Source organism: Psychromonas sp. psych-6C06 (assembly GCF_002835465.1).
Lineage (GTDB): Bacteria > Pseudomonadota > Gammaproteobacteria > Enterobacterales > Psychromonadaceae > Psychromonas.
In genome coordinates, this window is the sequence record NZ_PIZM01000006.1 from 250499 (window position 1) to 270673 (window position 20175).

The following is a 20175-nucleotide window of genomic DNA, read 5'->3' on the forward strand; positions in this document are numbered from 1 at the left end:
GCATTTAGTATTGCTTAAGCCACTAAGATGTCAAATAGCCCCAACCAATGTAATTTATTCGAAAAGGAGCTGCTTCTTTTTATTCTGTGAATTACGATTAGTTTACAATTCCATTTGACTGAATAGATAGGATCACGTTATTGTTCGGCCTCCTTTGGATATCGTGTTTAAAAACGATGCATTTATTAGCAGTAATAAGTGTTTGGGAACTTGGTCAAATACCAAGGCTGCCCCCGCAACGGTAGAGTGTTTGTAGCAATATAAATACTAAGCCCGGATACCAAACCATTGGATGATACATGCACTTGATGCATGTACCGTGGTGTTGCGGAGGGCTTCACCGGTTGGTTATTTTTTTGATATACAAACGCATTCATATTTTTAAATGCATTAAAACGATTGCCATCTCCTCCACAACTTCGCCTGTAATTTAATCAGACGGAGCTTTATCTGTGTTCACTTTAAAAAAAACTAATACCTTAAAAAGACTATTTCGCCCCCTTACGCTGTCATTGTGCTGTGCTTTACCATTGTCTGCACAGGCTCATTTTCAGATGCTTTATACCCCTGAATTATTGCGCGACAAAGGTGGAGAGATAAGTTTTAAACTTCCTTTTACACACCCCGCTGCCAGTGGTCATGTCATGAATGTTGCTAAGCCACAGGCATTCTATGTGATCAAAAAAGGCAAACAAACAGACTTAATCAACACCATTTCGAATATCGAATGGGCAAGCTCAGTTGATAAAGGTCTTGCCTATCAAGCTGATGTCACGCTACGTGGCTTAGGCGACTATGTGTTTATCGTGCAGCCTTCTCCCTATTTTGAAAAAGAAGAAGATATCTATATTCAGCAACTGACTAAAACCATTGTAAATGTTGGCAACCTGCCTACAGATTGGAACCAAGACTTTGGTTTAACAGCTGAAATTGTGCCTTTAACTAAACCCTATGCGATTTATGAAGGTGGTATTTTTAGTGCCGTGGTTAAGTCTAATGGACAGCCTGTGCCCTTTGCTGCAATCGAGGTTGAGTTTATGAATTACACCCCTGATATGCAAAGCAATGCCTTTGCCAAAACACCCACCATGACACCACCTGCAGATGTTTTTGTTACCCAAACTATCTATGCCGATGCTAATGGTACCTTTCACTTTTCGCTACTAAAAGCGGGGCAATGGGGATTTGCTGCTTTAGGTGTAGGTGAACAAAAAACCTACAAAGGCAAAGAGTTATCGCAAGATGCTGTGATTTGGGTGCAAGCAACCAAGTTGCCGTAACGCATAAAAATAAGCCTGTTGCGGGACTTATAGCAAACGGAATAAATAGATGATCGATTTTACTGGTTGAAATAGCCTACCCCTGTGTTGAAAGTTGAGTAAAGGTAATAACCATTTACATTAACTTTCGCTCTGGAGTGGGGTCTTCGCCACACAAAAATTTAGAGCATATTATGATTCGATTGCTATCAACAACGCATTAGCAACAGGCTTTTTCATGATTGAAAAGGGATATTTATGCATATTGTTGATGGTGCTTTAGCTGCCCCCATTCTGCTTAGCGGTGCTGTATTGGCGATCGCCGGTGTTTATATTGGCTTGAAGAAAATGGACTATGAGCAGCTCCCATTGGTGGGGGTGTTAGCTTCGGTTTTTTTTATCGCGTCTTATATGCATTTACCGCTTGGTTTTTCGAGCGTGCATCTGATCATGAATGGGTTATTAGGTATTTTGCTCGGTTGGGTCGCTTTTCCGGCGCTACTTGTTGCACTGCTCTTACAAGTTATCTTCTTTGGATTTGGTGGCTTGTTAGTGCTTGGTGTGAACACCTTCAATATCGCTTTACCGGCGGTGATTATCTATTACCTTTGTGGCCCAGGAATTCGTCATTCAAGTGCCAAGGTAGCTGCTATGTGGGGCGCAATCGGCGGTGCTGGGGCGATTATCCTAACCTCGGTGATGGTGGCATTTTCATTGGCGCTGTCCGGTGAATCTTTTGTCTTGGCAGCTAAAGCCGTATTGCCTGCTCATATCCCTATTATGGTGTTAGAAGGGTTTGTTTCTTACGCTGCCGTCTACCTTATTCATACCGTAAAACCCGAATTTATTACTAAGGAAGTTGCTCAATGAAAATCTTTTTCGCATCACTGTTGATGCTGTTTATGCCTTCAACGTTAGTTGCCCACAATGTCGTTGGTGGTGTTTATGCCAGTGGCGCTGTGATTGAGGGCGAAGCAGGTTTTTCAAATGGTTCGATGGCGCCAGAAGGTTCAGTAGTGAAAATTTATGATAAAAAAGGAACCCCGTTAGGGGAGGTGTTAACGGATGCCGAAGGAGGCTTTAAGTTTACTGCGCAAAAACGTATTACACATGTGTTTAAGGTAAATATGGGAGCAGGGCATGGTTTAACGCTACAGCTCCCTGCGAGTGAACTACCTGATAATTTAAGCCCAACGCTAGTGACTAAAAAAAGCCCCCAAGTTGCTCCGACAAAGAGTGTGTCGGCTACACCTTCGATCTCTAAAATCGATATAGAGAAGGCGGTCGCCAAACAGATAAAACCTTTGCGTCAAGAGATTCAAGCATTAAAAGAGAAGGCGGGTTTGCGCGATATTATTGGTGCTATTGGTTACATTTTTGGCCTACTTGGCTTAGTGGCCTTCCTTCGTGAGCGCAAACTAAAAGCGAAGCAAACATGTCACAAGGCTTAGAGCACAGCTTAACCTCTTGGTCTGGGCAAGCACTGAAACATGAAGCCTCTTGGATTGATGCTGTCGATGCACGCGTGCGTATTTTATGCAGTGCATTTTTTGCTCTCGTGGTGGTTTCTAGCCCTCATTTTTTGCCGGTATTACTGGGGCTTTTTATTGCCCTTTTCTTAGTAAAAATAAGCCGCTTAAATATTAAGCGAGCATTGCGCCGAGTGGTGGCAATGGATCTGTTTATGCTGACCTTAATCTGTGTTTTACCCTTTACCACTCCGGGTGATGCGATGTTTAGTGTGTTTGGTTTAAGCGCTAGCTGGCAAGGGTTAGCGCATGCATTGCTAATCACCTTTAAAGCTAATGCCGTGTTATTAGTGCTCTTTTCATTGGTTGCGACCATGAGTGCATCGACATTAGGGCATGCGCTCGCGCACTTAAAAGTACCCGATAAATTGGTGCATCTATTGCTATTTATGGTGCGTTATTTAGATGTTATCAGTGATGAATATAAGAAGATGCGCCGCGCAATGCAGGCGCGTGCCTTTGTGATGCAGACGAATAGACATACTTGGAAAAGCATGGGCTACCTGTTTGGAATGTTATTGATTCGCTCAATAGAGCGTGCTGAACGTATTGCTAATGCCATGAAGTGCCGTGGTTTTTGTGGACGATTTTACCTAAACGATGAGCTTAAACTTAATCGAATCGATCGACAGTTTAGTGCCTTTTTTATCTGTTTTTTAGTGTTGTTAATAGGGCTTAATTTCTGATGGAAAATACAAACAAAGCGTTACTTGAAATCGCTAATTTAAGTTATGCCTATCCTAAACAAAACAAAGTATTAAATAACATTCACTTTGTCTTAAATCGCCATGAACGGGTTGTTATCAATGGTGATAATGGCGCAGGTAAAACGACGTTATTGCATTTAATTGTTGGTCTTAAAAAAGCCAAGCAAGGCGAGATTATTGCCTTTGGCGAACATTGTAAAACTGAAAAACAGTTTAATAAAATGCGCGTCAAAGCAGGGTTGGTATTTCAAGATCCTGATGACCAACTATTTTGTCCGACGGTATTAGAAGATGTGATGTTTGGCCCCCTTAATCTCGGTTTTAGCAAACAGCAGGCGATTAAAAAATCATTACAAACCTTAGATAGCTTAGGTTTGAAGGGCTTTGAATCTCGAATTACTCATCAACTCTCTGGTGGCGAAAAGCGTTTAGTGACCTTAGCTAGCGTGTTAGTGATGCAACCTGAAGTATTGATTTTAGATGAGCCAACCAATGCATTAGATGAAAAAGCAAAAATACGTTTACTTCATGTGTTAAAAGCTTTGCCTCAGGCGATGATTATTATCTCTCACGATAAAGACTTTTCTCGTCAACTGGCAACACGTGAACTGTGTTTGCATGAAGGTCGGTTAAGCGAGTCTAGTTGCCAGCGTAACCTCATTGAAGCGGTGGCGTAATGAAAAACAGTCAACCAAGCAGTGATCTATCATTCCCTTTCTCAGCGGTACAGGGGCAAAATGTCTTTAAGCTGGCGTTGTTATTAGCAACGATTAATCCTGCCTTAGGTGGCGTATTAATATCAGGGCCACGTGGTTGTGCGAAATCGACATTAGCAAGAGCAATCGCAGATCTTCTTCCGGTAAAAACGGAACTGCCCCCTGCATTTATTACCTTGCCACTCGGTGCTAGCGAAGAGATGTTGATTGGTAGTCTCGATTTAGAACAGGTTTTACAGCAGAAATCAGTACAGTTTTCACCGGGATTATTAAAAAAAGCTCACGGTGGTGTATTGTATGTCGACGAAGTCAATTTGTTGCCTGATCACCTTGTGGATCAGTTACTTGATGTCGCCAGCAGTGGTGTTAATCGGGTTGAGCGTGATGGTGTTAGTCACAGTCATGATGCGCGTTTTACTTTGATAGGCACAATGAACCCAGATGAAGGGGAACTAAGACCGCAGTTAAAAGATCGTTTTGGATTGATGGTTGAATTAGACAATCGTTACAGTGTGCAAGAGCGGGTCAACATCATCACCACACGGCAGGCTTACGAGCAAGATAAAATCGCTTTTTGTCAGCGCTATCAAACTCAGCAATTACAATTACAGCAACAGATCAGTGATGCCCAGCAACGCTTACCACAGGTCAGTTGCGATCAAGCTTGTTTGCTTGAAATTGCCACACGTTGCCAGCAAGCAAATGTTGAAGGATTACGCGCAGATATTATGATGCATCGCGCTAGTTTGACACATGCTGCATGGTGTGCGCGAGATGCTGTGACGCTGGAAGATATTCAACAAGTCGCGCCTTTGGTACTGCTGCACCGCGAGCAACAAAATGGCGATGCCTCTGGCCCTAGCAATAAAACACCACCCCCTGAGCAGGGCGGTGGTTTTTCTCGTCCGCCACAGGCAAATGACCATCAATTACCTAGCCATCAATCATCTAATGATAAAAATGAGGCACCATCAGCGCAGTCACAAACCTCGCAGGCGGGTGAATGGGGAGCAATGCCTAATAATAACGGAGAAGCACAGCGAACTGATACGACGCAAAACATAACGCTGCCTGAATACCAATATACCCCGCTAACAGAAGCTCTAAAACCTGAGCAATACCTCGCCTTTCATGCAAAGCAGGGGGCGCTGACCAACAGTGTGGGATATAAAAAATCATCACTTATGAGCAGTAAACCTGACTGGTTTAGCACCTTAAGGCAGAGTGTCGGAGAGTGGCCACCTAAACGTTTAGCGTTTAAAAGGCTTGCTCTTGGTGAACAAAAATTGCATCTGATTTTGCTCGATACCTCCGCTTCTACACTAACCCATCAGCTTTCTTCTATTGCCAAATCGGTAGTGATGAAAATTACCGATAACGCGTATCTTCGTCGTGACAAATTGAGTGTATTAGGTTTTGGTAATGACCATGTAGAAACACTTATAAAAGCAGGGCGGGCACCTAAAAATGTACAACATAAACTCGATAATCTCTGCGCGCAGGGGGGCACGCCGTTACGTCTTGCATTGCACCAAGCACACAAACAGATAACAAAATTACAGCAACAGTTTCCGGCTATTTCGCTGTGTTGTTATTTGATAACGGATGGAAGAAGTCGCGTTAACGTTGATGATTTAAAACTGTCTGTGCCGACCTTGCTGGTGGACATTGAAAAAGCGCAAATAAAACGCGGCCGTGGCAAGGTACTCGCGCAACAACTAGGGGCGCAATATGTTGCGTTACAGGCATAACAATGAGTAATAATAAGCAAGCCAGTTGTCCCGCACTGTTTCTGGCAGCCCCTGCATCAGGGCAAGGAAAAACCACTATTACCGCTGCTATGGCGCGTTACTTTTCTGAGCAAGGTTATCGGGTGCGGGTCTTTAAAACTGGCCCAGATTATCTTGACCCGCAAATATTAGCACAGGCCTCCCATAGCCATGTTGAGCAGTTGGATATGTGGATGGCAGGTGAGCAATATTGCCAGCAAAAGCTTTATGAAGCAGCGCTTGAAGCGGATCTTATTTTAGTCGAAGGGGCAATGGGCTTATTTGATGGCGAGCCTTCTAGTGCCGATTTAGCATCACGTTTTAATATCCCCGTGGCGATTGTGATGGATGTTAAAGGGATGGCGCAAACGGCAGGGGCCATTGCTATCGGCTTAGCAAATTACCGAGCAGGCAAAGAAGAGCAGTTTAAATGCGCTGGTCTTATTGCGAATAATTGCAGTACAGATAGGCATGCACAATTAATTCGTGAGGCGCTTTGTGAGCATTTACCCTTGCTAGCCTGTTTGAAAAAAGATGATCATATTGCACTGCCTGAGCGTCATTTAGGGCTCGTGCAGGCCAGTGAAGTTGCCGAGCAGTTAGAACAAAAATTCACGGATGGATGTGATTGGTTAATAGATGGTGTGGAGCGGGCACAGTCGCATAGCCCGCTTCTTGCTTTACCTAAGCCCGTCGATTTTTATGCTACACAAGCGATTGACGTTAACTTGTTAGGCGATAATAAGTTAGGCGGTAAAAAAATTGCGATTGCCCGCGATAACGCTTTCAGTTTCATCTATCAAGCGAATACCCGTTTATTAGAGCAGATGGGGGCAAGCTTAGTTTATTTTTCACCGCTCTCGGATAGCACACTCCCAGAGGCGGACGCATTATGGCTACCCGGCGGTTACCCCGAGCTATATGCAAAGCAATTGGCTGAAAATTATCCGCTACAGGAGCAACTGAGACGTTTTTATCTGGCAGATAAACCCATTTTGGCTGAGTGCGGAGGCTTCTTATATTGCCTACACGAGTTAGTGGATTTAGAAAATCAGCATCACCAAATGTTAGGTCTGCTTAACGGGAAAGGTTCGATGTCGGGTAAGCGTGGATGTCAGGGGATGCAAAAAGCGCGTTTACCAGAAGGGGATGTTCGTGGTCATGCACATCATCGTTCGCGTGCCATTATGTCCTGTGATGCGATCGGCTACGGGCAACGACAACGTCACCCCGCTCCCGGTGAAGCGATCTATCGAGATAAAAAACTGACGGGAAGTTATTTACACCTGTTTTTCCCTTCTAATCCTGCTGTGATTGCAGATCTTTTTTTAGGCAACTTACAAGCGGTTGATCGTCAGCAACTTAGCCAGTGGGAAAACTATCAATCGCCACAAAGTGCGTCTGTGGTGGGTGGTTAACGACTATGTGGCCTGAATCGAGCGAAAGCCAACAACCATTACGAAATGGTTTAACCACAGGAAGCTGCGCGACTGCTTGCTGTGTGGCTGCCGCGCGTGCGTTATTAGCAGACAAACAACCTGCGACGGTTGAGGTGAGCTTACCCCGTGGCGAGAAGGTCAACCTTAGTATTCTTGAATATAGCGCCATAGAGCGAGGCATTCGAACCGCGACAGTCAAAGATGCAGGAGACGATCCAGATGCAACTCATGGCGCCACGCTGTTTGTTGAACTGCGCTTAACTGTGCAACCGGGCATTGTTTTTAAAGCCGCCACTGGTGTTGGCACGGTCACGCGAGAGGGGCTGGTGTTAGATATTGGAGAGCCTGCAATTAATCCTGTGCCACGTCAAATGATGCGCAACCATCTGCAACATTATGCACACACTTACCATTATCAAGGTGGATTTGAAGTGTCCGTTGGTATTGAGAACGGTGAGCAGATCGCCAAGCACACCATGAATGGTCGTTTAGGCATTATTGGTGGATTATCTATTTTAGGTACGACCGGCATTGTGCGCCCTTACTCTTGCTCTGCTTACATTGCCTCTATCCATCAGGGTATCGATGTTGCACGTGCCAATGAATTTACTCACCTTGCGGCTTCAACGGGCATTGCCAGTGAACGCGCAATTAAAGATCACTATCAAATGCATGAAATCAGCCTGATTGAGATGGGTGATTTTGTCGGGGCGATGCTCAAATATCTGCGACGCGAAAAGATAGATAGTCGTACTGGCAAGCAGATCAAAAAGTTAAGTATCAGTGCCGGGTTTGGCAAGTTGACCAAGCTCGCGAATGGGCATTTAGATTTAAACAGTCGCCAATCAAGTATCGACTTTCAACAATTAGCAGACATTGCAGGCATGTTAGGCGCATCAGCTTCGCTACAAAATGAGCTCCTGAACGCTAATACCAGTATCGAAGTATTAAATAAAAGCAACGCCGTTGGGCTTGATATCGCGACGGTCATTTGCAAAAACGCCTTGGCCGTCGCGCGCAATATTGTGCATGAGTCGATTGATATAGAAGTGTGGGCCGTGGATAGAAAAGGGTTATTTGTCGCTAATTCATATGGGCATACATTTAAAAAAGGAATAAAACAGTGAAAGTGTTAGTGATTGGTGGCACTGCTGATGGGCGCTATCTAGCAACAGAGCTACATGAATTAGGTTTTAATGTTACCTACAGCATCGCAGGTATCGTACGTCAGACAAATTTAGCTTGTCCCGTTATCAGTGGCGGTTTTACTCAGTTTGGTGGTCTCGCACAATATGTTATCGACAATAATATTACCCACCTTGTCGATGTAACACACCCTTTTGCACAAACAATGAGTAATACCATTGCTGAGGTGAGTGCGGGTTTCTCATTACCATCAATCCGATTTCATCGTAAACAATGGTCGCAGAAAGAAAATGATCAGTGGATTGAGGTCACGCACTGGGATGAAGTGATACAAAAAATGGCGAACCATAGATCTGTGTTTATTACTTCAGGGCAAATAAGCCAAACAGTGATTGATAAAATCGCCACAAAAGTTGAAAACATATTCATTCGGACGGCAATGCCACTAAAGATAAATTTACCTGATAATGTGACTTGGATTAAAGCGATTGGCCCCTTTCAATTAACGAATGAACAACAACTGATTAAACAATATCAGATAGATGCCATTATCAGTAAAAACAGTGGTGGCGATGCGACCTACGCTAAGATCCAAGCCGCTGCCGATGCTGGTATTCCCGTTTATCAATTCAAACGTCCTCAACTTTTACCCACATTATACCAATTCGAAGATGCAGTCAGTTGCTTAAAACTACTGTTTTGCTTTAAAGGGGCAACCAGTGAAATTTGATTATATCCACGATCCTATGTTGATCGAGCAAGAGAGCTTTCGCCAAATTAGAGCCTTAACCGAGCTACAACAATTATCATTACAAGAGCAGCAAGTGGTGATGCGAATCGTGCACAGTGTTGGTATTCCAGCTGTTGCAGCGCAGGTGCGTTTTAGCGATTTGGCTTGTCATGCTGGTATGCAAGCTTTGCAGCAAGGAGCGCCAATTCTGTGTGATGTCGAGATGGTCAAGCAAGGTATTACGAAACGTATGATCCAAACCGAGCCGTTGTGTTTTTTAAATCATCCGGATGTGCCCGAGCGTGCTAAAGCGACGGGGGAAACGCGCACAATGGCGGCTTTAACTGCTTGGTTACCTTATTTAGCTGGCAGTGTGGTGGTTATCGGTAATGCACCAACGGCACTGTTTCGATTATTAGAGATGATTGCTCAAGGAGCGCCTAAACCCGCACTGATTATTGGCATGCCGGTCGGGTTTGTTGGCGCTGCTGAATCTAAACAAGCACTTTGGGATTGTCACCAGCAACTCGGTATTGAGTGTATTACCTTACTGGGTCGTGAGGGAGGTAGCGCGGTTTCAAGTGCAAGTTGTAATGCTTTATTGCGCTGTATTAAAGGCGAAATTTACTGATGTTAGACACGCATAATAAACAACATATTTCGGTATTAGGATTAGGTGTCGCTGAAGATGCGCTATTAAGTGAGCAGGCAATATGCGCATTAGCGCAGGCCGATTTAGTGATTGGATCAGCGCGCCAATTACAAACATTGAGTAAATTACTTGGCTCACAAAAAACCGCACTGTTACCTAAATTAGCACAATTAAAAGTCTTAATTGAAAGCGCGCAAAATGTGCTTATTTTAGGCTCTGGTGATCCGCTCTATTACGGCATTGGTACGTGGATAAGTAAACAGTTTAGTGAGGCAAACGTACAATTTTTCCCTGCAGTCTCGAGTCTGACACAGGCTTGTCATTGTTTAGGTTTCGCGCAGCAAGATATGAATGTCGTGAGCTTACACGGTCGCCCTTTAGCTAAATTAAAGGTCGCATTAAAAGCGCAGCAAACACTCTTGTTGTTAACCGATAAACACAGCCAACCGCAACACATTGCAGCTGTTTGTGTTGAAACGGGGTTTAACGATGCGCAGATTATCGTCTGTGAACGCCTTGGTTATACAGAGCAAAAAATATCGACGTTTAGTGTGCTGCAGTTAATTGAAAGTCCTCAATGCTTCGATACGTTGCACGTGACTTTTGTTGTTTGTGGAAATAATCAAGGCTATTTACCGACATTTCCAGGTATTAAAGATGAACATTTTGAGACTGGTGAATTAGGCGCTAAAGGCATGATCACTAAGCGCGAGGTACGTTTAGCAATACTGTCATTATTACAATTGCAAAAAAACGATCTTGTCTGGGATATTGGCGCAGGTTGTGGTGGTGTGGCGGTTGAACTTGCCTATTGGCAGCCGTTGGCACGCATTTATGCCATTGAACATAACGAAAAGCGTTTTGATTGCTTACAACAAAACCAACAAAAATTTGGTGTGGTGAGTAATCTAATCCCGACTTTTGGTCGTGCTCCCGCTGTTTTATCTGAATTATCTGAATTACCTCACGCGAATAAAATCTTTATCGGTGGCAGCGATGGTGAGTTACCGACGTTGCTGGACTCTCTATGGCAAGGCTTGCCCGAGGGCGGTCAAATCGTTGTTTCTGCGGTAATGGAACAAACCAAGTTTCAATGTTTTGATTTTTATAGGCAACGCGCCGAACAAGATGATTGTTGTTCTGAAACCCTACAGATCGCGATAAACAAAGGTGCAACCTTAGCGGGGCAGTTAATTTATCGTCCTGCGTTACCCGTCAATCTATTTAGTTTTATTAAAAGGAGTGTTTCATGAGTGCGTTGTTTATTGGCGTGGGCGTTGGGCCGGGCGACCCGGAGTTATTAACTCTTAAAGCCTTTCGCGCTATCCAAGCAGCTGATGTTATCTGCTATTTAGAAAATGAAGCGGGTGAGTCACAGGCCTTAAATATTGCAGTTGAAGCATTAAAAAATCCCATTAAAACGCAGCAACATCTAGGGGTGCGCTTTGCGATGTCGCGTGAGCGCATTGCCGCGAATCGTGCTTACGACAAAGCCATTACACAAATTCAAGCAGAGCTTTGCCTTGGTAAAACCGTGGTGTTTTTATGCGAAGGTGATCCATTGTTTTTTGGCTCTTTTACCTATTTATTAGAGCGCCTAGAAAACCAATATGACTCACAAGTGATTCCAGGGATTCCTGCCTTTGTCGCAGCAACCGCCACACTACAATTACCGTTAACGGTATTAAAGCAGTCCTTTGCGGTGATTACAGGGCGCCACAGTGATGAGAAAATTAAAACCGCTTTACTAGAGCATGATGCCATCGTGATTATGAAGGCTGGCATTGAACGTCCTCGTTTACTGGCATTACTTAAAGAAACAAACCGTTTTGATGATGGCCATTATTTGGAATATATCAGTCGTGATAATCAAAAAGTGATCACTGACCTAACGCAGCTAGAAAACAAAGTGGGCCCATATTTCTCATTATTTGTAATAACCCGACCTGAGAAAACAACAGGGGAGTTAATACGATGATACGCATCATCTGCTTAACAGAGCCGGGTTTACAACTTGGCAAACGATTAAACAAAGTCTTAATAAACAGCGAGATTAGTTTTAAAGCACAGCCTTTTAAAGAAACAGTGCAAGGCTATTTTGAACAGGGTGAACAACTGATCTTTATTTGTGCCACGGGCATTGTGATGCGCACCTTGGCACCTGTTATCAAAGACAAACACAGCGACCCAGCTGTGTTAGTACTTGATGAGTTAGGTAAGTTTGTGATTCCACTGTTATCTGGTCACGAAGGGGGGGCGAATGAGTTTGCTCGCCAAGTCGCTGAGTTACTTAAAAGCCAGTTGGTTATTACCACTGCAAATAACTATTTAAAACCTGTTTACGTCGTTGGCATGGGGTGCGAGCGACATTGCCCTGAGTCTGTATTACAGGGGTTATTAGATGAATGTTTATTAAAAGCAGGCTTAAACATTGCCGATATTAGCGCCATTTGTAGTATCGATATTAAAGGTGATGAATTGGGGCTTATTTCTTTAGCGAGTAACTTAGAAAAGCCTTATTTGACCTTTGATACAACACAACTCGCACAAGTTGAAGATCGTCTATCAACTAAATCCGATTACATTTTTAACACCGTCGGCGTTTATGGCGTAGCGGAATCTGCCGCGCTGTATCAAGCACAAGTAGCGACCGGGAATTGCAGTGAATTGGTCTTAAACAAAAACAAGAATAAACAGGCGACATGCGCGATAGCCAGATCATACAGCTAGAAAGCCTGAACGCTAGAAGCTGAAGGCTAGAAGCTGGAATGCTAGAAAGCTAGAACGCTTCAAGCCTTAACGCCTTCAGGCATCTTTGTCTTCGAGCCTTAACGTATTATTAAATATGGGAAAATTATGAGTAATAAAAAACAACTTTTTGTCGTGGGGATGGGACCTGGCGATGCTGATTTAGTGGCACCCAAGGCACTGAAAGCGATTCACCAAAGCACCGACCTTGTCGCTTATGGCCTGTATTTAGACCTGCTGGGTAGCGCATGTGATAACAAAATACATCACGATTTACCCCTAGGTGAAGAGATTGGGCGCGCACGGTTAGCGCTAGATTTAGCGGCTAGCGGTAAAACCACGGCATTAATTTCTAGTGGTGATATTGGTATTTATGCCATGGCGACATTAGTTTTTGAATTACTCGATAGACAGTTGCAGGGGCTTGAAAATCATCCTGAATGGTTGGATGTGGAGATCGATGTGATTGCCGGCATTTCAGCGATGCAGGCAGGAGCGAGTCGTATCGGTGCAATGCTAGGTCATGATTTTTGTACGGTCAGTTTGTCCGATTTACTCACACCATGGGAAACCATTAATAAACGTATTCACAGTGCGGGTGAAGGCGACTTTGTTATCTCGTTTTATAACCCTGTATCTAAAAAGCGAGATTGGCAGCTTAACCATGCGCGTGATGTGTTACTGAAATATCGCCCCGCTTCAACACCGGTTTTATTAGGTCGTCAATTAACGCGCGCAGATGAATCAATTCGTATTATTCGCCTTGATGAACTCGATGCAAAAGATGTCGATATGTTTACGTTAGTGAGTGTTGGCAATAGTGAATCGAAACATATTATCAACGGCACGCGAGAATGGGTATATACCCCTCGCGGCTATAAAAAGAAGCTTTAAGGGAAATAGCTAGAAGGCAAGGAACGCTTGAAGGCAAGGAATGCTCGAAGGCAGGAACGCTTGAAGGCAAGGAATGCTAGAAGGCAAGGAACGCTTGAAGGCTGGAAGGAATTATAGCCTTCAAGCTTCTAGCCTTTTAGCTTTTAACCTTCTGGCTTTTAGTTTTTAGCATTATTTAAAAAGGAAGAGAAATGACTGTTTATTTTATCGGTGCAGGTCCGGGTGATCCTGAATTGATGACCCTTAAAGGGGCGCGTTTATTAAAGCAGTGCCCGGTGGTGTTGTATGCCGGATCATTGATTCCGCGTGAAATATTACAAACAGTAGAGGACACCGCAGAGCTGATTGTTGATACCGCCAAAATTAACCTTGATGAGATGGAGGCTTATTTTGTTGAGGCTGCCAGTGCCGGTAAGGATGTTGCGCGTCTTCAATGTGGCGACCCTGCCTTGTATGGCGCCATTGCAGAGCAAATTCGTCGTCTTGAAAAACATGGCATTGATTATCAAGTAGTACCGGGCGTGAGCGCCATGGCTGCATCGGCTGCCTATTTAGGCAAAGAGTTAACCCTTTCTGGTGTCTCACAAACGGTGATCATGACTCGTTATGAGGGCAAAACCCCTTTCCCAGAGCGTGAGCGTTTGCCGCAACTCGCACAAAGTGGCGCGACTTTGGCGATTCATCTTGGCATCACCAAAATTCGTAAAATAGTGGCGGAACTTATCCCTCATTATGGCGAAGATTGTCCGGTTGCTGTGTGTTATCGAAGCTCATGGCCAGATCAAGATAAAGTCACTGGCACGCTGGCAGATATTAGCGACAAAGTAGAAGCAAAGGGCTTTAAATTAACCGCACTTATTTTAGTCGGTCATGTATTAGATACTGATAATTTTCAAGATTCTTATCTTTACCATAAAGATAAACCCAACATTTTCCGTCGCCGTAAAGGCGCACTATCCATTGAACAATTAGAGGCTCAAAATGTCATCAAATAACATCTTATCAACTACCCCTGCGTTAAATAAAGTCCCCACAACCGTGGTGACGGGGTTCCTAGGAAGCGGTAAAACTACGTTATTAGCGAATCTGCTTAAAAAGGCAAAGGGCAAACGTATTGCGGTGATCATGAATGAGTTTGGCGAACTAGATATCGACTCTGAACTACTGCGTACTTGTCCCTTTGAAGCGGGCGAATGTGAAGACGATGCAGCGCAATTAGTGGGTGCTGGTGATGGCAGTAGCGATGGTATTTACGAATTGGCGAATGGCTGCATTTGCTGCACCGTCGAAGAGGAATTTTTACCGGTGATGGAAAAGTTGGTTGAACGTCGCGATCAAATTGATCACATTTTAATTGAAACATCGGGGCTTGCGTTACCAAAGCCATTAGTACAAGCCTTTAACTGGCCAGGTATTAAAGAGCACTGCACCGTAGATGCGGTGATCACCGTGGTTGATGGGCCTGCTATTGCCGCCGGGCGTTTTGCAAATGACGAAGAAAAAGTCCAAGCGCAACGCGCATTAGATGACAGTTTAGATCACGACCCAAGCCTACAAGAGTTATTGGATGATCAACTTAATTCAGCAGATTTAGTGGTGGTCAGTAAAAGTGACCTATTAAATGAAGGGCAACAATTAAGCGTCCAAGAGGTGCTTAAAACGCGCTTACCTAATAGCGTAAAAACAGCTTATGTGAATAATGGTAATGTGCCCCTTGAAGTATTAATTGGCATCAATGCTGAATCAGAAAAGAGCATTGATGCGGTGCATAATCATCACGATCACCACCATGCACATGGTGCACATCATGATCACGCCCATGATCACTTCGACTCGATGGTCATTTCCTTAGGCACGGTCAATGCACAAAAGTTAACGGCTTGTGTTGAAACCCTACTCAATGAATATAACTTGTTCCGCATTAAAGGCTTTGCTGCCGTTGAAGATAAACCGATGCGCCAAGTATTACAGGCGGTGGGCAAACGTTTAGACACTCATTTCGACCGTTTATGGAGCGTACAAGAAACCGCTAAAACCGAGCTGGTATTGATTGGTAAGGGATTAGATGAAGCGTCAATCACCTCACTACTCAAAACTGCAGAGGTGTAAAACAGCATGCATTTATTAGCAGCACAACCGGGTGGATTTACAGAGCAAGAGGGGATTGTCGATTTAGCACAATCACCTGCTCCGATGGTGGTGTTTAGTGCTGCTGATAGTCAGTTAACGGCGCTTTCTGCAGGTTACCAACAAGCGAGTGATGCATGTATTGAGCAATCTCCACTGGTTGATGTGCGCTTGGTCAATTGGACGCATTTATTAAAACCGGCTGCCTTTGATTTATATGAGCACAAAGTGTTGCAACACACTACCTTAGTGGTTGTGTCGTTATTAGGTGGCAAGGCTTACTGGGAATATGGCGTTGAAAGGTTGTTACATTGGGCTGAAGAGCTACCCGAGCGGACGCTTATTTTAGTGCCCGGTGATGACCATATCGATCCGCAATTAGTTGCACTTTCAAATTGCAGTGCATCGCAACAGCAGCAGGTATGGCGATATTTTCGCGCGGGGGGAATCGAAAATAGTCAGCAGTTATTTATCTTTTTAAATCAACACTACTTTGCACATAAACCTGTGAATGCGATTAAAGACGCGCAATTTTTACCGGTCGCACAGCTTTATAAAGCGTCGACAGAATCTTGGGTTGAAGGCCAACCTGTTGTCGCTTTGCTGTTTTACCGTAGCCATTTACAGTCGGCAAACTGTCAGATGTTTGAGCAACTGATCGCCTTGATGAGCAAGCAGGGGTTAAATCCATTACCTATAGTGATTAGCTCCCTAAAAGATAAACAGGCGCTGGATATCGTTAACCAGTTGCTCTGTGAGCATCACTGCTCATTAATCTTAAATAGCACCGGCTTTGCATCAAACTCGGTCAGTACACCCACTTTAAGCTCGCAACCCAACAGCTTTAAACGCCTGTTTAATAGAGATGTGCCGATTCTTCAACTGGTGTTGTCGAGTAGCACATTGCAAGACTGGACTGACTATAAACAGGGCTTACGCAGTCGTGATATTGCCATGCAGGTCGTGTTACCTGAGATGGATGGTAAAGTATTAACACGCGCGATTAGTTTCAAAAGTGAAACCTATTATGATGCCAAAACAGAGATTTCATTGGTGCAATATCAGTTGCATCCTGAGCGTGCTCTGTTTGTGATTGAGTTGGCTAAAAAGTATGTGCAGCTGGCTAAAACGGAGAATAAAAATAAACGTATCGCGCTGATCTTAGCCAATTATCCGACCAAAGATGGACGCATTGGTAACGGTGTCGGACTAGATACGCCTAATTCGACCATTAATATTTTAAAGGCTTTAAAAGCCGCTGATTATCCGGTGGGCAATGTGCCGGACAATGGCAATCAACTGATTGAGCAGTTGCTGCAATCAGTCACCAACAATCCAAATACCTTACACCATCTTGCTTGTTGGCAAAGTTTGTCTTTAAGTGATTATAAAAAAGCCTTTGCGACACTGCCCAGTGTTAGCCAACAAGCGATAAACGATCGCTGGGGAAGGCCCGAAGAGGATATAAAATGCCGAGATGGGCGTTTGATGATCGCTGGCATTCGTTTGGGAGAAACCTTTGTGGGCATTCAGCCTGCACGTGGTTTTAATATCGATTTATTAGCCAACTATCACGATCCAGATTTAGTACCACCGCATAACTACTTAGCCTTTTATTTTTGGCTGCGTTTTCAATACCAAGTCAACGCAGTGATTCATGTTGGGAAACACGGAAATTTAGAGTGGTTACCCGGCAAAGGCTTAGCGTTATCCAATGAGTGTTGGCCAGATGCCGTGCTGGGGCCGATGCCCCATTTTTATCCTTTTATTGTTAATGATCCAGGTGAAGGGGCGCAGGCAAAACGGCGCACTCAAGCGGTCATTATTGATCATTTAATGCCGCCCATGACCCGCGCAGAAACCTATGGTGAGTTGGCTGAATTAGAAGGGTTAGTGGATGAGTATTATCAAGCACAGGGATTAGATATTCGCCGTGAACAGTGGCTTCGTGAGCAGATATTAAGCAAGGTTCAAGATACCCATATTTTAGATGAACTAAACGATACGGCCCGTGAAGATGATGGCCAAGTGCTAGAGCAATTAGATACTTATTTGTGTGATATTAAAGAAGCGCAAATTCGTCATGGTTTGCACATATTAGGGCAACTGCCAGAGGCGCATAAAGTAGCTAATACCTTGGTGGCATTGTTACGTTTACCCCGCGGAGAAGGGGCCATTAACCAAGGCATATTGCACTGTTTAGTGGACGATTTTGCACTGCGCTGTGATGCTAACACGGCCTTTGACCCACTAACGTCAAGTCGTGAAATATGGTCAGGAGAAAAACCGATATTACTCGCGCAAATAAGCGATGCGTTATGGCGTAGCCATGCAGATACCCGTGAACGTTTAGAGCTAGTTGCATTAGATTGGGTGCAACGCTACTTAATTGAAACGCAAGATTTACAGGCGTTAAATGCTTACCCTGCCACGCAGCAACTGTTTTTCTATGCCCAAAGTACGATTAAAAAAGCATTACAGCAAAGCGTGGAAAATGAGATGAGTGCCATCATCGATGGCTTAGCTGCTAAGTTTATCGATGCAGGCCCGAGTGGCGCACCTACCCGAGGTCGCTTAGACACCTTACCCACTGGGCGAAATTTTTATTCTGTGGACAATCGTGCCATCCCTTCAAAAGCGGCTTGGGTTTTAGGGCAACAATCAGCGCAAGCTTTGCTTCACCGTCATTTACAAGAGCATGGTGATTACCCGAAACAGTTAGGTTTATCGGTGTGGGGAACGGCCACAATGCGCACCGGGGGAGACGATATTGCACAGGCATTTGCACTGATGGGTATTAAACCTATCTGGGCGCAGGGGAGCCATCGCGTTATCGATTTTGAAATTATCCCCTGCCAATTATTAGGCCGACCTCGTGTTGATGTCACCCTACGAGTGTCGGGTTTTTTCCGTGATGCATTTGCCAATGTTATGGCGTTATTTGATGCCGCAGTGGTTGCCATTAGTGAGCTCGATGAACCGGGCAATGGCAACATAATTAAACAACATATTAGTCAGCGTGAAGCACAATTGATTGCCGATGGTGTGGCGATTAGCGAGGCTAAACGTCAAGCGAGTTATCGTGTTTTTGGCTCTAAACCAGGCGCTTACGGAGCGGGTTTACAAGGGCTAATTGATGAGCGTTGCTGGGAGAAAAAAAGCGATTTAGCCGAAGCGTATCTTAATTGGGGCGGTTACGCCTATGGCAACAGTGGTAAAGATGGCGTGCAAGCTAAAAATGCTTTTTTACATCAATTAAGTCACTTGGATGTGGTGGTGCAAAATCAAGATAACCGCGAACATGATCTTTTAGATTCCGACGATTATTACCAGTTCCAAGGTGGCATGAGCAACGCAGTACAGGTTTATTCGGGAAGTGCACCGAGTATTTATCACAGTGATCATAGTAACCCTAGCAAGCCGGTTATTCGCACCTTAAAGGAGGAGTTGAATCGCGTATTGCGTTCGCGTGTTTTAAATCCTAAGTGGATAGAAGCGATGCGCGAGCATGGTTATAAAGGCGCGTTTGAGATGGGAGCGACGGTCGATTACCTATTTGCCTATGATGCCACCACCGATCTCATTGCTGATTATCAGTATCAGCAAGTGACCGATACTTTATTGCTGGATGAAACCAATCAACAATTTCTGCGTGACAATAATCCACAAATAATGGAAGAGATGGCGGAAAGGTTAATGGAAGCGATGCAACGTGGCTTATGGCAAGCGCCAGAGCAATACCAGCAACAACTACAAGATTTGTTATTAGCGTGCGATGAGATGCAAGAGAGTAAATAGATGATCAGTAAACACAGTTATACACAAGCAGAGAAACAGGCGCTTTATCGAGCGATTGCGGAGCGACGCGATATGCGTCATTTCATTGAGGCACCTTTAGAGGAGGGGCTATTAAAGCGGCTATTGAGCGTTGCGCATCAAGCGCCAAGTGTTGGTTTAATGCAGCCATGGCGTTTTATTCGCATTACCGACCAGCAATTAAAAGTGAGCATTAAAAGCTTAGTGGAAAGTGAGAGAAATATTACCGCTGCGCAGCTCGAAGAGCGTAAAAATGAGTTTCTGAAATTAAAAGTTGAGGGAATTTTAGAGTGCGCAGAACTGCTTGTGGTAGCGCTACCCGCGGACAGAGAAAAGCATATTTTTGGGCGTAGAACGATGCCAGATATGGATCTTGCCTCCGTTTCCTGTGCCATTCAGAACATGTGGTTAGCGGCTCGCGCCGAAGGTATTGGTTTGGGCTGGGTTTCATTGTTTGACCCCATTGAATTAGCGCAATTATTAACTATGCCTGCAGGCAGTCGACCAGTTGCAATTTTATGCACTGGTCACGTTGAAAAGTTTTATGAAAAACCGATGCTAGTGGAAGAAAATTGGATACAGCCGATTGAGATAGAAGAATTTTTGTATGAGAACCATTGGCCAATTAAATAATTACATTTAA

The 20175-nt window shown here is 44.3% G+C and carries 18 protein-coding genes and 1 riboswitch; all 18 genes read left to right on the forward strand.

Annotation, left to right across the window (positions count from 1 at the left end):
- Positions 1 to 166: 166 nt before the first annotated feature.
- Positions 167 to 304, forward strand: a riboswitch (cobalamin riboswitch).
- A 148-nt stretch (positions 305 to 452) separates the two neighbouring features.
- Positions 453 to 1280: a DUF4198 domain-containing protein gene (locus CW745_RS09690; RefSeq protein WP_202973184.1), complete on the forward strand. Its 828-nt coding sequence runs from the start codon at positions 453 to 455 to the stop codon at positions 1278 to 1280.
- 237 nt (positions 1281 to 1517) lie between these two features.
- Positions 1518 to 2129 (forward strand): cobalt transporter CbiM, encoded by a 612-nt coding sequence (gene cbiM, locus CW745_RS09695; RefSeq protein WP_101108448.1) that lies wholly within the window; start codon positions 1518 to 1520, stop codon positions 2127 to 2129.
- Complete coding sequence (locus CW745_RS09700) at positions 2126 to 2710, forward strand: DUF4140 domain-containing protein (protein WP_101108449.1); 585 nt, start codon at positions 2126 to 2128, stop codon at positions 2708 to 2710. The genes cbiM and CW745_RS09700 overlap by 4 nt, the downstream gene beginning before the upstream one ends.
- Positions 2695 to 3474 (forward strand): cobalt ECF transporter T component CbiQ, encoded by a 780-nt coding sequence (gene cbiQ / locus CW745_RS09705; RefSeq protein WP_101108450.1) that lies wholly within the window; start codon positions 2695 to 2697, stop codon positions 3472 to 3474. Before CW745_RS09700 ends, cbiQ begins: the two co-directional genes overlap by 16 nt.
- On the forward strand, positions 3474 to 4172 hold the full coding sequence (locus tag CW745_RS09710) for an ABC transporter ATP-binding protein (protein ID WP_101108451.1): 699 nt from the start codon (positions 3474 to 3476) through the stop codon (positions 4170 to 4172). The genes cbiQ and CW745_RS09710 overlap by 1 nt, the downstream gene beginning before the upstream one ends.
- Positions 4172 to 5962, forward strand: a complete 1791-nt coding sequence (locus tag CW745_RS09715) for an AAA family ATPase (RefSeq protein ID WP_101108452.1) — start codon at positions 4172 to 4174, stop codon at positions 5960 to 5962. Before CW745_RS09710 ends, CW745_RS09715 begins: the two co-directional genes overlap by 1 nt.
- Positions 5963 to 5964: 2 nt before the next feature.
- Complete coding sequence (locus CW745_RS09720; RefSeq protein ID WP_101108453.1) at positions 5965 to 7398, forward strand: cobyrinate a,c-diamide synthase; 1434 nt, start codon at positions 5965 to 5967, stop codon at positions 7396 to 7398.
- 5 nt (positions 7399 to 7403) lie between these two features.
- The gene (locus CW745_RS09725) at positions 7404 to 8546 is read left to right on the forward strand and encodes a cobalt-precorrin-5B (C(1))-methyltransferase (protein WP_101108454.1); all 1143 of its coding nucleotides are present in this window, start codon (positions 7404 to 7406) and stop codon (positions 8544 to 8546) included.
- Positions 8543 to 9295 carry a precorrin-6A/cobalt-precorrin-6A reductase gene (locus tag CW745_RS09730; RefSeq protein WP_101108455.1) on the forward strand — a complete coding sequence of 251 codons (753 nt, stop codon included), beginning with the start codon at positions 8543 to 8545 and terminating at the stop codon, positions 9293 to 9295. Before CW745_RS09725 ends, CW745_RS09730 begins: the two co-directional genes overlap by 4 nt.
- Positions 9285 to 9926: a precorrin-8X methylmutase gene (locus CW745_RS09735; RefSeq protein WP_238596770.1), complete on the forward strand. Its 642-nt coding sequence runs from the start codon at positions 9285 to 9287 to the stop codon at positions 9924 to 9926. Before CW745_RS09730 ends, CW745_RS09735 begins: the two co-directional genes overlap by 11 nt.
- Positions 9926 to 11200, forward strand: coding sequence for a precorrin-6y C5,15-methyltransferase (decarboxylating) subunit CbiE (cbiE, locus tag CW745_RS09740; RefSeq protein WP_101108456.1), 1275 nt, complete (start codon positions 9926 to 9928; stop codon positions 11198 to 11200). The genes CW745_RS09735 and cbiE overlap by 1 nt, the downstream gene beginning before the upstream one ends.
- Positions 11197 to 11925: a precorrin-2 C(20)-methyltransferase gene (gene cobI / locus CW745_RS09745; RefSeq protein ID WP_101108457.1), complete on the forward strand. Its 729-nt coding sequence runs from the start codon at positions 11197 to 11199 to the stop codon at positions 11923 to 11925. The genes cbiE and cobI overlap by 4 nt, the downstream gene beginning before the upstream one ends.
- Positions 11922 to 12677: a cobalamin biosynthesis protein gene (locus CW745_RS09750; protein WP_101108458.1), complete on the forward strand. Its 756-nt coding sequence runs from the start codon at positions 11922 to 11924 to the stop codon at positions 12675 to 12677. The genes cobI and CW745_RS09750 overlap by 4 nt, the downstream gene beginning before the upstream one ends.
- 126 nt (positions 12678 to 12803) lie before the next feature.
- The gene (cobJ, locus tag CW745_RS09755; RefSeq protein WP_101108459.1) at positions 12804 to 13589 is read left to right on the forward strand and encodes a precorrin-3B C(17)-methyltransferase; all 786 of its coding nucleotides are present in this window, start codon (positions 12804 to 12806) and stop codon (positions 13587 to 13589) included.
- A gap of 191 nt (positions 13590 to 13780) precedes the next feature.
- Positions 13781 to 14584, forward strand: coding sequence for a precorrin-4 C(11)-methyltransferase (gene cobM, locus CW745_RS09760; protein ID WP_101108460.1), 804 nt, complete (start codon positions 13781 to 13783; stop codon positions 14582 to 14584).
- Positions 14571 to 15698 carry a cobalamin biosynthesis protein CobW gene (gene cobW / locus CW745_RS09765; protein WP_101108461.1) on the forward strand — a complete coding sequence of 376 codons (1128 nt, stop codon included), beginning with the start codon at positions 14571 to 14573 and terminating at the stop codon, positions 15696 to 15698. The genes cobM and cobW overlap by 14 nt, the downstream gene beginning before the upstream one ends.
- A gap of 6 nt (positions 15699 to 15704) precedes the next feature.
- Positions 15705 to 19514, forward strand: a complete 3810-nt coding sequence (gene cobN / locus CW745_RS09770; protein ID WP_101108462.1) for a cobaltochelatase subunit CobN — start codon at positions 15705 to 15707, stop codon at positions 19512 to 19514.
- Positions 19515 to 20165 carry a 5,6-dimethylbenzimidazole synthase gene (gene bluB, locus CW745_RS09775; RefSeq protein ID WP_202973185.1) on the forward strand — a complete coding sequence of 217 codons (651 nt, stop codon included), beginning with the start codon at positions 19515 to 19517 and terminating at the stop codon, positions 20163 to 20165.
- The last annotated feature ends 10 nt before the right edge of the window (positions 20166 to 20175 follow it).